Consider the following 13,357-nt stretch of genomic DNA (forward strand, 5'->3'; position numbering starts at 1 on the left):
TGTCACTAAGATGGATTCGACAGTTGCTGTTGAATCCATCTTACATTTTCAGGTGTAAATAATCGGTCAATGTTCTTCCAAATAATATGATAACCGTAACCCCCTTGTTTCATTTCCTTAACCGCATCATCAATTGCCCAATTTTCAAAAATAATGCGATACATGGCAACGCTGGCCCCTGTACGATCTGAACCATGGTAGCAGTGCAATAAAACGCGCTGATCATTCTGCTTGGCAATTTTGATTTGTTGCATGACTTCTAAGAGATCTTGTCGGTCAATTGCCCAAGTGTTGATAGGAATATGTACAAGATTAAAATTTTCATTTTTAAAAACTAAACTATCTGCGTCTTTGGCTCTTAAATTAATGATCGTTCCAATTTGATGATTCTTTAATTCAGAAATCATTGCTGTATCAGGTTGTTCACTGCGATAAACATCATTACTAATTTGATAAAAGTTATGAGTCTGAGAAACTAAGCTTCCCCAATCTTGTGGTCGATGCTCATGGGCGATACTTTCGTGCTGCATACATCCTTGTAAACTTATACAGATGACAAGTGTAAGGAGCGATAATTTCTTCATGTTTGATACCGTTTAAGCTCATCAGGGTCGTGAGCACAAATTATTTCAATCGTGGATTCATGTTGAGCTAAATGCTGTAAACGCTTGAGGTTAAAAAGACGCTTTTCATTATCTTCTGCAAATGTTTTTTCCACCAGACCAAGTGATCTTAATTTATTTTTAGGGTTTAACTCTAGGTGTGAGTAGTAGGCATCTCCACAAAATAATAACCATTGATTTTGTTGCTTTATGGCAATTCCGCAATGTCCAGCTGTATGTCCTAACAGTGGTATCATTAAAATTTCATCTTGAAACAGCGGAAAACCTTTGACTTTTTCGAGGTTGAACCATGCTTCACCTTTTTGATATTCAACGAAGTTCCAATACCGATGATCTTTATATTGATTGGTTCTATAGCGAAGTTTGCCTTTAAAATTTGGAAGTTGGGCAGCGTTGTATTCTGCTGCTAAAACATGAACTGTGGCATGAGGAAAATCTGAGATACCACCAGCATGGTCAAAATCAAGATGAGTGACAAAGATATGCTGTACATCTTTGGGACTAAACCCGAGCTTTTGGATTTGTTGGATCGCACTAAATTCAAGATTATGGTCAATATTGCCTAAGCGTTTAACTAATGAGCCTAGGCGCTGCTTCATATGTAAGTAATCTTGCAAGCCAAAACCAGTATCGATAAGCACTAAGCCTCGATCAGTTTCAACTAAAAGACAATGACAGATTACCTCAGCTCGGAAGCCTTTTTGTCCAAATAAGGGGGCACAAACTGGGCACATGCTGCCACACTTTAAATGATGAATTTTATAGATCATGATTTTTATTTTTTTACCGAATCGTTTCGAGTTATAACTGATCTGAACAATAAAAACCATGAGTATTCAATACATAAATAAAAAAGCCATCACTACGGATGACTTTTTCGGGTGTGATATTTAATCTAAGTGTGGCTACGCGCTTCGCTTGTCTTGTAGGGACTTTTTCAGATGTTTGCCTACGCACTGCGTTTGTCTTGCGCTTTGATTAAAGCCTTTTAAAGGCTTTAATCTTGCTCAGGCTGTGGCGTGAGGCGTAAATAAGGTTTAACAGCCGTATAGCCTTTAGGGAAACGTTGTTTAATTTCTTCTTCATCTTTAAGTGATGGCACAATAACGACATCTTCGCCTTGTTGCCAGTTCGCTGGTGTAGCGACTTTATGCTTATCTGTTAATTGTAATGAATCCACAACACGTAAGACTTCATTAAAATTTCGGCCTGTCGAAGCAGGATAGGTAATGATTAAGCGAACTTTTTTGTTAGGATCAATAATCACTAATGAGCGCACTGTCAGTGTTTCACTAGCGTTAGGGTGGATAAAACCATAGAGCTCAGATACCTTACGGTCTTTATCTGCAATGATTGGAAAGTTTACAGTTGTGTTTTGTGTTTCATTAATATCGTTGATCCAGCCCTTATGCGACTCTACATCGTCTACAGATAAAGCAATCGCTTTAACATTACGCTTGGTAAATTCATCTTTTAATTTTGCTGTATAACCTAACTCAGTTGTACATACAGGAGTATAGTCGGCTGGATGTGAAAATAAGATTCCCCAACTATCCCCTAAAAAATCATAAAAATTAATTGTGCCTTCACTCGATTCTTGTTGAAAATCGGGAGCAGTATCTCCTAATCGTAGTGTCATGATCTTTCCTCAATTGCTCATAATTTGTTATTCGATTGAATGAATATGCAGCATTTACTTTATGATTAAAATTATTGTTTTTGTATTTTATTATGAACTTTTTATATAAGTGTAAATATATATGACTAAAACTCATTATTTTAAGTGCTTAATCAATGTAACTTTAAGGTAAATTTGCTAAATTAGATTCCTCGGAAGTTATGCTTAATCGATGAGCGTTAATGGTGTGTTTTTGGTGCTCGGCACATTAAGGGGAGATTAGATGAATGAAAAACCATTCGTCTAACTATCAGATTTTTTTTAGGGGTTTTGTGCAAACCCCTTGTACTTCAAATTTCTGACACCATAATAAACGACTGAGAAAAAGTTTATTCATTTGACCAAGCAAGATTTAGAGAGTTTATCCATGTTGGCAAGTCTGATCGGAGGTATCTTCGGTACAAAAAATGAGCGTGAACTCAAACGCATGCGCAAAATTGTTGAGCAAATCAATGCGCTCGAGCCGACGATATCAGCTTTAAGCGATGCAGACTTATCTGCAAAAACTCCAGAATTCAAACAACGTTATAATAATGGCGAAAGTTTAGATAAATTACTTCCAGAAGCGTTTGCAGTTTGTCGTGAAGCTGCTAAACGTGTAATGGGTATGCGTCATTATGACGTTCAGTTAATTGGTGGTATTACCTTACATGAAGGTAAGATTGCCGAGATGCGTACTGGTGAAGGTAAAACCCTTATGGGTACTCTGGCGTGTTATTTAAACGCTTTGAGTGGTCAGGGTGTACATGTCATTACTGTGAACGATTATTTGGCACAGCGTGATGCCGAGTTGAACCGCCCATTATTTGAATTTTTGGGCCTATCAATTGGTACGATTTATTCAATGCAAGGTCCATCAGAAAAAGCGGAAGCTTATCTTGCAGATATTACTTACGGTACCAATAACGAATTCGGTTTTGACTACTTACGTGACAACATGGTGTTTTCTTTAGCAGAAAAGAAACAACGTGGTTTGCACTATGCCATTATCGATGAAGTTGACTCCATCTTAATTGATGAGGCACGTACACCATTAATTATTTCTGGTCAAAGTGAAGACTCTTCACACCTCTACAGTGCAATCAATACGATTCCACCTAAATTGCATCCGCAAAAAGAAGAAAAAGTAGCAGATGGCGGCCATTTTTGGATTGATGAAAAGCAGCGTTCAGTTGAAATGACCGAAGTTGGTTATGAAACTGTTGAACAAGAACTTATTCAAATGGGCTTGTTGGCCGAAGGCGAAAGCTTATATTCAGCAACAAACCTAAACCTTGTTCACCATGTATCTGCTGCTATTCGTGCGCATTTCCTATTCCAACGTGATGTTCACTATATTATTCATGATGGTGAAGTGGTTATTGTCGATGAACATACGGGTCGTACTATGCCGGGTCGTCGTTGGTCAGAAGGTTTGCATCAAGCTGTTGAAGCAAAAGAAGGCTTAGAAATTCAGCCTGAAAACCAAACTTTAGCGACAACAACATTCCAGAACTATTTCCGTCTCTATAAAAAGCTTTCAGGTATGACAGGTACTGCTGATACTGAAGCTGCGGAAATGAAAGAAATTTACGGTCTTGATGTTGTGATTATTCCAACTCACCGTCCAATGATTCGTAACGACCAAAACGATTTAATTTATTTAAACCGTAACGGCAAATATAACGCGATTATTCAAGAAATTATGAATATTCGTCAGCAGGGTGTGGCTCCAATTCTGATTGGTACAGCAACCATTGAAGCCAGCGAAATTTTATCTTCTAAGTTAATGCAAGCTGGTATTCATCATGAAGTGTTGAATGCAAAGCAGCATGAGCGTGAAGCTGACATTATTGCTCAAGCGGGTAGCCCGAATGCAGTAACGATTGCAACTAACATGGCTGGTCGTGGTACGGATATTATCTTGGGTGGTAACTGGAAAGCTAAGCTTGCCAAACTTGAAAACCCAACTGCAGAAGATGAAGCACGTCTAAAAGCACAATGGGAACAAGACCACGAAGATGTATTGCAAGCCGGTGGTTTGCATATCATTGGTTCTGAACGCCATGAATCACGTCGTATTGACAACCAGTTACGTGGTCGTGCCGGTCGTCAGGGTGACCCTGGTGTTTCTCGTTTCTATTTATCTCTTGAAGATGACCTTATGCGTATTTTCGCAGGCGACCGTGTCGTTGGTATGATGCGCGCGATGGGTTTAAAAGAAGACGAAGCGATTGAACATAAAATGGTGAGCCGTTCGATTGAGAATGCTCAGCGTAAAGTTGAAGCGCGTAACTTCGATATTCGTAAGAACTTATTAAAATACGATGATGTGAATAATGAACAGCGTAAGATCATTTACTCACAACGTGATGAAGTATTAGCTGAAAATACCTTAAAAGAATACGTTGAAGAAATGCATCGTGAAGTGATGCAAGGCATGATTGCCAACTTTATTCCACCAGAGTCAATTCATGACCAGTGGGATGTGGAAGGTTTAGAAAATGCTTTACGTATTGATTTAGGTATTGAGCTGCCAATTCAAGAATGGTTAGACCAAGATCGTCGTTTAGATGAAGAAGGTTTGGTTGAGCGTATTAGTGATGAAGTGATTGAGCGTTATCGTCAGCGCCGTGCTCAAATGGGTGATGAATCAGCAGCAATGCTTGAGCGCCATTTCGTTTTAAATTCTCTTGATCGCCATTGGAAAGATCACTTGGCTGCAATGGATTATTTGCGTCAAGGTATTCACTTACGTGGCTATGCGCAAAAGAACCCTGAGCAGGAATATAAGAAAGAAGCTTTCAACCTGTTTGTAAACATGTTGGGTATTATTAAAACTGATGTTGTGACTGATTTGTCTCGCGTACATATCCCAACACCAGAAGAACTTGCAGAAATGGAAGCTCAACAGCAGCAGCAAGCTGAATCGATGAAGCTTTCTTTTGAACATGATGATGTAGATGGTTTAACTGGTGAAGTTACACTTTCTCAAGAAACCATGAACGAGTCTGCCGATCAGCAAGCTTTCCCTGTTCCAGAAAGCCGTAATGCCCCATGCCCATGTGGTTCAGGACTAAAATATAAGCAATGTCACGGTAAGATCTAATCTGCCTTCACAAAAAAAGCAGAACAATTGTTCTGCTTTTTTTATGTTTGTAGTAAGCCTGTGAATAATGTTTGCAGTTTTAAGCATTAAATGCTATTTACTTCTCATCCAGAGTGTATGTTGGAAAGACAATGAAAAAAGTATTACAACCTTTATTTTTAACTGTTCTTGCTGTACCAAGTTTTGTTTTTGCAGCAGAAGCAGCTTCAGCCCCTCAAACGACAACGGTTGACAAAGTACTTGCAGCAAAAGGCCCAACTTCGGCTCAAGCTGTAGTGAAGCAAGAAAATACTACAGTGATTAGTCCACGTACAGGGATTCGCTATACGTTGGGTAACACAGGTAATCGCCCAATTATTTTACAAACTACAGCGATTGCTCCGGCAAACTCAGCAAACATTAATCGAATTGTGGCAAGTAACCCAGCTCTTTCTGCAAAAAGCCAAGAAAAAGCAAAAGTTGCTTTAATTGGTGAAGCAGCAGTAGCAGGACCAGCAGCAGTTGCAGCAAGCAATGTAACAGCGCCAGCTGCAACAAATAGTGTTGCTCCCGCAAATCCTGCATCAATGAATTAATTCATATACGTATAAAAAAGCCAGTTCAAATTGAACTGGCTTTTTCATGGGGGTGTCTTTACAACTTTAAATCTGATTATTCACATCATCATTTTTTGTTTCACGAATGAGTAAGAATGCGATAAGTGATAAAAGTGATGCAGCAGTAAGATAATAACCAACCGCATATAAACCATAAGTTTCAGCAAGTTTAGTCGCAATCAGTGGGGCAAACGATGCACCAAAAATACCAGCCAAGTTAAAAGTTAATGCTGAACCTGTATATCGAACTGAAGTTGGGAAAAGTTCAGAAAGAACTGTACCAATTGGACCATATGTTAAGCCCATAATTGCCAAGCCAGTACATAAGAAAAGGAATACAATTAAGGTATTTCCAGACTCTAACATACTAGAGAAAAACAAGCCGAAAATCGCAGCAGCAATACAAACGCCAATAGAAGTTGTTTTACGACCAAATTTTTCTGCAAAAATAGCCGATAAAGGAATGAATGCGGCGAAGCAAAGTGTGGCAAAGAGTTGAAGTTCTAAGAATTCACCACGCGCATAACCCAGTTTAGTGGTTCCCCAGTTTAAGGCAAATACGGTAGTAAGATAGAACACAACAAAGGTACAGATTGCTGCAACTGTACCAAGAATAAGCTTACCGGTATGTTTGGTTAAAACTTCTTTAAATGGAATATTAACTTCTTTTTGCTTATCTAAGACTTTCTGGAAAGCTGGAGTTTCATGAAGTTTTAAACGGATATATAAGCCAACAATAACCAATACAGCACTGGCAATGAATGGAATACGCCAACCCCATTGCATGAATGCTTGCTCAGGAATAACTGCGCTTAATAGTAAGAATGAACCTGTTGCCAAAATAAAGCCAATTGGGGCACCTAGCTGCGGAAACATGCCGTACCATGCTCTTTTTCCTTCTGGGGCATTTTCAGTCGCTAATAATACTGCACCGCTCCATTCACCGCCTAGGCCTAAGCCTTGTCCTAAACGACAAACAGCTAATAGTAATGGTGCGACAATCCCGATTTGGGCATAGGTTGGAAGCAAACCAATACATACAGTTGAAATACCCATAGTCAGTAAAGCTGCAACTAAAGTTGCTTTTCGGCCAATACGATCTCCTAGATGGCCAAATAATGCGGCACCGATAGGACGGGCAATAAAGGCAATTGCAAAGGTTGCCAGAGATTGTAAGACTGCGGCACTGCCACTACTAGCAGGGAAAAATAGGTGAGGAAAGATAATCACGGCAGCTGTTGCATAGATATAAAAGTCGAAGAACTCAATGGTTGTACCGACTAAGCTTGCAAACAAAACTCGTGTTTTTGAATTAGTGGCTACTACAGGAGCAGCAGTCGCAGAGGTTGACTCCATATAAGTCCTTATATCCGTTAAAATTTATTTTTAATTACTATTCTTTTTAAAGACGTATTTTTCTCAAAGAATAGCGTGAAAGAACATCATCCATGACTCTTTCAGGATCACTGAATATGAGTGAAAAATGGACTAAACTACGTACCAATAGATTGCAAGAAAATGTGCCCCTGCACCTAAAAGCACAAAAATATGCCAGATCGCATGGGTATATCTTACCTTTTTTAACGCGTAAAACAATGCTCCAACCGTATAAGCTAATCCGCCAATAATTAACAAAATCAACGCGTCTTTACTTAGATAGGTGCGCATATCATCCATAACAAATACAGCAAGCCAACCCATAAGAACATAAGCAAGTAGCGAAATTTTCTGAAAACGATGAATAAAAACTAACTTGAAAAGTGTACCAATTGCAGCAATGCTCCAGAGAGCAATAAGTAAAATATGAGCTTTTTGCGTAGGTATAGCAATGCTTAAGAACGGGGTATATGTTCCCGCAATTAAATAATAAATAGCAGTGTGGTCGAGTTTTTTATACCAGTAGCGTAAGTTTTGTGTTTGAGCAAAATGATAGAGCGTAGAACTGGTAAAAACTAAAATTAGACTAAATGAGTATACCCATAAGCCCACCCACTGAGCAGTTGAAAGATAAGATCCCTTTATAATTAAAAAGATAGAAGCTACAACTGCCATAACAACACCAGCACCATGACTATAGGCATTAAATAGTTCTTCTTTTGGATCGTAAGTTTCCAACACAGATTTACTCATAACTTTAATTTTTTTGATTAAAAATACAAATGTATAGAAATACAAAACAGTCGTAAAGTTATTTTATTTTTAATCCTAGACCCTTTAAACTTCTATTTTATATGAGTCTTCATTTTTCAGGTACATCCGTGTCGGTTTTCTCCTTTGAGCAAGAACAGCAATTCTTTCATGAAATCAAGCAAATGCTTGACCAACAAGCTTTTGAGCGTTTGATCTTGAGCCAATATAAGGGAGAGTTGGCGCAGCTGGAAAAAATTACTTTCCGCATTGTAGAGCTACATGGACAAAAACAGCTTTCAGCTCTATACCATCACACGACCCAAGATGTGACTAAAAATTATTCATTTCAAGAAGGTTTGCAACAAATTGAGCAATTAATCACTCAGTGTAAGCAAGCAAACTTATTTTCGACTACTCAAGAAATTCAACTTAAAAAAAATAAGAAAAAAGCCATATTAAATATGGGCAAAAAGCAGGCGGTAAATACGACACAAACGGTTCAGGCACATGACCGTGAAAAGCAGCGCTATGTACAGCAGGGGAATGCATTTTTAAAAGAGCTGGGTATTACTGATGAAAAAGCTCAGGTCATTCCAAGCATGGCTCGTAAATGGAAACAGATTAATAAATTTATCGAAATTTTTGCGAGTGCCTATGAACAGATTGATGCGTCTCAACAAGAGTTACGCATTGTCGATTTTGGCTCGGGGAAAGGTTATTTAACTTTTGCATTATATGATTATCTGCAACAACAACAGAAAACACCATTAATTACTGGTGTAGAGCTGCGCCGTAATTTGGTGGAGTTTTGCCAGAACGTTGCAGACAAAGTGCATTTTAATCACTTAGACTTTTTTGAAGGTGATGTTCGTAGTTATCAACCGGAAAAGCTGGATGTTATGATTGCCTTACACGCATGTGATATTGCGACTGACTTTGCTATTCATACTGGAATTCGTTTAAACGCTTCGATGATTATGTGCGCACCATGTTGCCACAAAGAGTTACGCCCTCAATTACATAGCCCAGAAGTTTTACAACCAATGCTACAGTTTGGTATTCATGCTGGACAACAAGCTGAGATGCTGACTGACACTTTACGTGCTTTACTTTTAAAAGCGTATGGTTATGAAACCAAAGTTTTTGAGTTTGTATCGCTTGAACATACCAGCAAAAATAAAATGATTTTGGCGACAAAACGCAAAAACGTTTCACAGCCTGACACCAAGATTATGGCTCAAATCCAAGCATTGAAAGAAATGTACGGAATTAAAAAACAAACGTTGGAATTATTATTGCAAGATCAGTTGCCGATCGAAAATATCGGCTGTAAGTGCTAGGACGGTGAATGGATGTATAAAATTGTAGAGGGTGGTTGGGAACAGCTTGAGCAAGATGCCAAATACATCCGTGAACAAGTCTTTATCCGAGAACAGGGAATTGCACCTGAAGATGAATGGGACGACTTGGATGCCACAGTTCTACATTTTATTGTCTATGACAAAGAGCAGCCTATCGCTACAGCACGCTTGTTGCCGCAACATAGCGTAGGGCGTGTTGCTGTTTTAATGCCTTATCGAAAGCAGGGTATAGGTCAAATTTTAATGCAGCATATTATTGAATATGCGCGCCAACATAAATTGCCTTACTTAAAGCTTTCAGCACAAACCTATGTGACAGCTTTTTACGAAGTTTTAGGTTTTAAAGTGCAGGGGGAGGTTTACGAAGACTGTGGCATTCCACATATTGATATGGTTTTGAAGTTAAATTGAGATTTCTTTTTAGAAATCTCAATTTTAATTTATTTCATTGCATTCCAACTTTCGATGGCCTGTAAGCCAGTTTCTAAACCGACTTCATAACTGTAGCGAAGCTTTTTTGGATTGGTAGTTAAACGGCCAGCCATATTTTTAAGAGGCGGTGGACACACTTCTAAAATTTGCTGGTCTGGATTTTCACCACGAACAAAATCGACCGAAGCGTTATAACGAGCACAGCGGCTACGCAAGCTACTAGCGAAACCATAATGATGTTTAAACGCATATTTTGCGAGGAATTGATCACCTCGACTACTTGCTTTGAAATAGTTTTTCGGACGAGTACGTAAAACTAACATTTTTTTGACGCCACTTTGCTGAGCCGTCCAGCGAACGGGTAGGGCATCTGCAACACCACCATCAAAATAAGGTTCACCCATAATATCGACGGGATGACGCGTTAAAACTGGAATTGAGCTAGAAGCACGAAGCGCATTGAGTAAATTGTCTTTACCCGCACGAAGATATTCTGCATGACCTGTTTTGGCATGCGTCAACACCATATAAAAATCTGGATTTTTAGCGAAAAGACTCTGTTGATCAAGTGGATGTTCTTTTTCACCAATTTCCCACATCCATTTTAAATCAAGTAAGTCGCCGCCTTTAAAAAAGCGTTTGTAATCGATAAATTCAGGACGCAGTGAATGATCAATATAAAATGTTAGAGTGCGGCCTTGCTGGCCTGCTAGGTAGTTGGCGACATTAGTTGAACCAGACGATACACCAACATATAAATCGAATGGGTTGAACTGTTGTTGTAAAAACGCGTCAAGTACACCACTGGTAAAGGCACCACGCATGCCTCCACCTTCTACAACCAGTGCGTTGCGGGAAAAATCTGTCATTTGAAAAATATCTGATTACTGAGTTGATTGCTTATGTTCTTGCATATCCATTTCAGGCATGTTGTCACTATGTTGAGCATGTTGCTCTGTAGAGTGTTCAGCCTTTTGCTGCATTTGCTCTTGTTGTGCTTTGCGCTGTGCACCTGGCATATAGTCAGGTTCATTACTCATTGCTAAATAGAAAAAGCCAAGGAAAATTGCACTTAAAACACCAACGATCAGAACAAATTTCCAGCCTAAAATTGCTGACTCGGAAGAATTTTTATCGGACATAAGAATTTCTCGAATGTGCTGTAGAAGCACAAAAATGAAGTCTATTTATAGCATATTTAGGTCGGTGGCAGGAATCTTAAAGGTCATAAAGAAAAACCCATATAAATAAAATATATTTATATGGGTAAGGTTTATGCAGTTTTTTAAATATTCAATAAGACTAAATTACTGAATATTTTGTTTCTGCTCAGCTTTGGTTTTTAGTAAAGCTGGTGGTGTAAAACGTTCACCATATTTGGCAGCTAATTCTTCGGCACGTTTTTGTGCTTTATCAGTACCATACTGATTTAGGAATTGAATTGCTCCTCCAGTCCAAGGTGCATAACCAATCCCAAAGATAGAACCGACATTGGCATCAATTACAGACTCCAATACGCCTTCTTCATAACAACGTAAAGTATCTAAGGCCTGTACAAACAGAATGCGATCAATCATATCTTGTTCAGAAATATCATGATCTTTTTTCCAGCGGTTTAAGCCTTCCCATAGATGCTTTTTACCATTTTCAGGGTATTCATAAAAACCAGCTCCAGCAGCTTTACCTTTACGGTTTAACTCATGAATCATGGTGTGAACCACTTCATCTACAGAAGTTTTAGGTAAATCTTTTCCTTCGGCTTGTAGAGCTTTGCGTGCTTCACTGGCAACATGTTCGGTTAATGTTAAAGATACTTCATCTTGAATAGCGAGGGGGCCAACTGGCATACCAGCTTTCAGTGCTGCCATTTCAATACGCGCTGGGTGGACGCCTTCGGCAAGCAAGCGCATACCTTCTTGAATGAAAGTACCAAACACACGACTGGTAAAGAAACCACGGCTATCATTAACAACAATCGGTGTTTTTCCAATTTGTTGTACAAAGTCGTAAGCTTTGGCAAGTGTATCTGCGGAGGTGTTTTTACCTTTGATAATTTCAACCAACTGCATTTTGTCGACAGGGCTAAAGAAATGCAGACCGATAAAAGCTTTATCATCCTTACTTGCTTGAGCTAAACCTGTAATTGGCAGGGTTGAGGTGTTTGATGCCATCACACCGTTAGGCGCTAAGTATTGTTCAGCTTCTTGAGTGACTTTAGCTTTGAGTTCTTGGTTTTCAAATACCGCTTCAATAATTAAATCACAACCTTGTAAGTCTTGAGCTGAAGCTGTAGCCGTAATGAGCGATAAAACCTGATCACGTTTTTCTGCGGTCATGCGGCCTTGTGAAACGCGTTTATCTAAGAGCTTTTGTGAATACGCTTTGCCTTTCTCTGCATTTTCAACAGATACATCTTTAAGTACAACTGGAATGCCTTTAATGGCTGTTGAATAGGCAATGCCCGCACCCATCATGCCTGCACCCAATACACCTACTTTAGTGGCTTGCCATTTTGCAACGTCGGCAGGGCGGCTCGCACCAGACTTAATTGCATTTAGACCATGCCAGAAAGTGCCGATCATATTTTTAGAAATTTGACCTGTGGTAAGCTGAGTAAAGTAGCGAGACTCAATACGCAGTGCAGTATCGACATCAACTTGAGCACCTTCAACTGCGGCAGCCATAATCGCTTCAGGGGCAGGGTAACAACCTTTGGTTTTATCTCTTAACATGGCTGGCGCAATTGCAAGAACTTGTGCAACTGCTGGAGTTTTTGGATCACCACCCGGGATTTTGTAGCCCTTTACATCAAAAGGCTGTTGAGATTTTGGATTAGCCTTGATCCAAGCAATTGCTTTATCTAAAAGCTCTTGATCATTTTCGGCAGTGTCATGAATTAAACCTAAAGATTTTGCTTTATCAACACCGAACTGTTTGCCTTCCATTAAAAATGGGAACGCATTTTGAAGCCCAAGCAAACGTACCATACGTACAATACCACCGCCGCCTGGTAACAAACCTAAAGTGACTTCTGGTAGGCCAAATTTGCTTTTCGGGTCATTGATTGCAATACGGTGATGGCAACTTAATGCAATTTCCCAACCACCGCCAAGTGCTGTGCCATTTAATGCTGCAACGACTGGAATACCAAGCGTTTCAATTGTACGTAAATGACCTTTTAGCTTTTCAACCATATTGAAAAAGTCAGTTGCGTGTTCAGGCTGAACTTGAATCAGCTCATCTAAATCACCACCTGCAAAGAAAGTTTTTTTAGCCGAGCGGAAAATAACCCCTGAAAGTTCTGTTTCTGCTTTAAGTTTCTGAGTCGCTTCATCGAGCGAGTCACGAAACTCGGCATTCATGGTGTTCGCAGATTGACTAGTTGAATCAAGCGTTAAAATGACAATATTGTCGGCATTTTTTTCGTATTGAATTGCACTCATCTTCTA

13 protein-coding genes are annotated in these 13,357 nt (G+C 39.3%); 4 read left to right on the forward strand and 9 right to left on the reverse strand.

The genetic code is table 11. From position 1 onward, the window contains the following. Positions 1–5: 5 nt before the first annotated feature. Genes AW165_RS12475 through AW165_RS12485 form a run of 4 tightly spaced genes read right to left on the reverse strand, consistent with a single transcriptional unit; the run spans position 6 to position 2,262 of the window. Positions 6–584, reverse strand: a complete 579-nt coding sequence (locus AW165_RS12475) for a dual specificity protein phosphatase family protein (RefSeq protein ID WP_005064259.1) — start codon at positions 582–584, stop codon at positions 6–8. Beyond that, positions 581–1,393: an MBL fold metallo-hydrolase gene (locus AW165_RS12480; protein ID WP_212823863.1), complete on the reverse strand. Its 813-nt coding sequence runs from the start codon at positions 1,391–1,393 to the stop codon at positions 581–583. Before AW165_RS12480 ends, AW165_RS12475 begins: the two co-directional genes overlap by 4 nt. 31 nt (positions 1,394–1,424) lie before the next feature. Beyond that, positions 1,425–1,580 carry a hypothetical protein gene (locus AW165_RS19960; RefSeq protein ID WP_212823866.1) on the reverse strand — a complete coding sequence of 52 codons (156 nt, stop codon included), beginning with the start codon at positions 1,578–1,580 and terminating at the stop codon, positions 1,425–1,427. A 40-nt stretch (positions 1,581–1,620) separates the two neighbouring features. Continuing rightward, positions 1,621–2,262 carry a peroxiredoxin gene (locus tag AW165_RS12485; protein ID WP_002116558.1) on the reverse strand — a complete coding sequence of 214 codons (642 nt, stop codon included), beginning with the start codon at positions 2,260–2,262 and terminating at the stop codon, positions 1,621–1,623. A 406-nt stretch (positions 2,263–2,668) separates the two neighbouring features. Here AW165_RS12485 and secA point away from each other — a divergent pair, with 406 nt between their 5' ends. Then, positions 2,669–5,389 carry a preprotein translocase subunit SecA gene (gene secA / locus AW165_RS12490; protein WP_060466018.1) on the forward strand — a complete coding sequence of 907 codons (2,721 nt, stop codon included), beginning with the start codon at positions 2,669–2,671 and terminating at the stop codon, positions 5,387–5,389. A 131-nt stretch (positions 5,390–5,520) separates the two neighbouring features. Continuing rightward, complete coding sequence (locus AW165_RS12495; RefSeq protein ID WP_002116535.1) at positions 5,521–5,964, forward strand: hypothetical protein; 444 nt, start codon at positions 5,521–5,523, stop codon at positions 5,962–5,964. Between the two features lie 66 nt (positions 5,965–6,030). Here AW165_RS12495 and AW165_RS12500 read toward each other — a convergent pair whose 3' ends face one another. Then, positions 6,031–7,341: an MFS transporter gene (locus AW165_RS12500; protein ID WP_016143091.1), complete on the reverse strand. Its 1,311-nt coding sequence runs from the start codon at positions 7,339–7,341 to the stop codon at positions 6,031–6,033. Positions 7,342–7,473: 132 nt separating this feature from the next. Further along, positions 7,474–8,115 carry a PAQR family membrane homeostasis protein TrhA gene (gene trhA / locus AW165_RS12505; RefSeq protein ID WP_031944657.1) on the reverse strand — a complete coding sequence of 214 codons (642 nt, stop codon included), beginning with the start codon at positions 8,113–8,115 and terminating at the stop codon, positions 7,474–7,476. Between the two features lie 128 nt (positions 8,116–8,243). Here trhA and AW165_RS12510 point away from each other — a divergent pair, with 128 nt between their 5' ends. Both AW165_RS12510 and AW165_RS12515 read left to right on the forward strand, forming a co-directional pair. Beyond that, positions 8,244–9,455 carry a class I SAM-dependent methyltransferase gene (locus AW165_RS12510; RefSeq protein WP_081410650.1) on the forward strand — a complete coding sequence of 404 codons (1,212 nt, stop codon included), beginning with the start codon at positions 8,244–8,246 and terminating at the stop codon, positions 9,453–9,455. Positions 9,456–9,467: 12 nt separating this feature from the next. Further along, entirely contained in the window at positions 9,468–9,887 is a 420-nt protein-coding gene (locus AW165_RS12515; RefSeq protein ID WP_060466020.1) for a GNAT family N-acetyltransferase, read from the forward strand. Between the two features lie 29 nt (positions 9,888–9,916). Here AW165_RS12515 and AW165_RS12520 read toward each other — a convergent pair whose 3' ends face one another. From AW165_RS12520 to AW165_RS12530, 3 genes are all read right to left on the reverse strand, one after another. Continuing rightward, entirely contained in the window at positions 9,917–10,777 is an 861-nt protein-coding gene (locus tag AW165_RS12520) for a patatin-like phospholipase family protein (protein WP_060466021.1), read from the reverse strand. 15 nt (positions 10,778–10,792) lie between these two features. After that, positions 10,793–11,050: a hypothetical protein gene (locus AW165_RS12525; protein WP_001280981.1), complete on the reverse strand. Its 258-nt coding sequence runs from the start codon at positions 11,048–11,050 to the stop codon at positions 10,793–10,795. Between the two features lie 165 nt (positions 11,051–11,215). After that, on the reverse strand, positions 11,216–13,351 hold the full coding sequence (locus AW165_RS12530) for a 3-hydroxyacyl-CoA dehydrogenase NAD-binding domain-containing protein (protein ID WP_060466022.1): 2,136 nt from the start codon (positions 13,349–13,351) through the stop codon (positions 11,216–11,218). Between the last annotated feature and the right edge of the window lie 6 nt (positions 13,352–13,357).

It is taken from the genome of Acinetobacter sp. LMB-5 (assembly GCF_001541635.1).
In the GTDB taxonomy this organism is placed as follows: Bacteria; Pseudomonadota; Gammaproteobacteria; order Pseudomonadales; family Moraxellaceae; genus Acinetobacter; species Acinetobacter pittii.

What these genes read in the sequence shown, in the direction of transcription:
- AW165_RS12475 (WP_005064259.1), bottom strand. Translation starts at nt 584, where the DNA reads ATGAAGAAATTATCGCTCCTTACACTTGTCATCTGTATAAGTTTACAA.
- AW165_RS12480 (WP_212823863.1), bottom strand. Translation starts at nt 1,393, where the DNA reads ATGATCTATAAAATTCATCATTTAAAGTGTGGCAGCATGTGCCCAGTT.
- AW165_RS12485 (WP_002116558.1), bottom strand. Translation starts at nt 2,262, where the DNA reads ATGACACTACGATTAGGAGATACTGCTCCCGATTTTCAACAAGAATCG.
- secA (WP_060466018.1), top strand. Translation starts at nt 2,669, where the DNA reads ATGTTGGCAAGTCTGATCGGAGGTATCTTCGGTACAAAAAATGAGCGT.
- AW165_RS12495 (WP_002116535.1), top strand. Translation starts at nt 5,521, where the DNA reads ATGAAAAAAGTATTACAACCTTTATTTTTAACTGTTCTTGCTGTACCA.
- AW165_RS12500 (WP_016143091.1), bottom strand. Translation starts at nt 7,341, where the DNA reads ATGGAGTCAACCTCTGCGACTGCTGCTCCTGTAGTAGCCACTAATTCA.
- trhA (WP_031944657.1), bottom strand. Translation starts at nt 8,115, where the DNA reads ATGAGTAAATCTGTGTTGGAAACTTACGATCCAAAAGAAGAACTATTT.
- AW165_RS12515 (WP_060466020.1), top strand. Translation starts at nt 9,468, where the DNA reads ATGTATAAAATTGTAGAGGGTGGTTGGGAACAGCTTGAGCAAGATGCC.
- AW165_RS12520 (WP_060466021.1), bottom strand. Translation starts at nt 10,777, where the DNA reads ATGACAGATTTTTCCCGCAACGCACTGGTTGTAGAAGGTGGAGGCATG.
- AW165_RS12525 (WP_001280981.1), bottom strand. Translation starts at nt 11,050, where the DNA reads ATGTCCGATAAAAATTCTTCCGAGTCAGCAATTTTAGGCTGGAAATTT.
- AW165_RS12530 (WP_060466022.1), bottom strand. Translation starts at nt 13,351, where the DNA reads ATGAGTGCAATTCAATACGAAAAAAATGCCGACAATATTGTCATTTTA.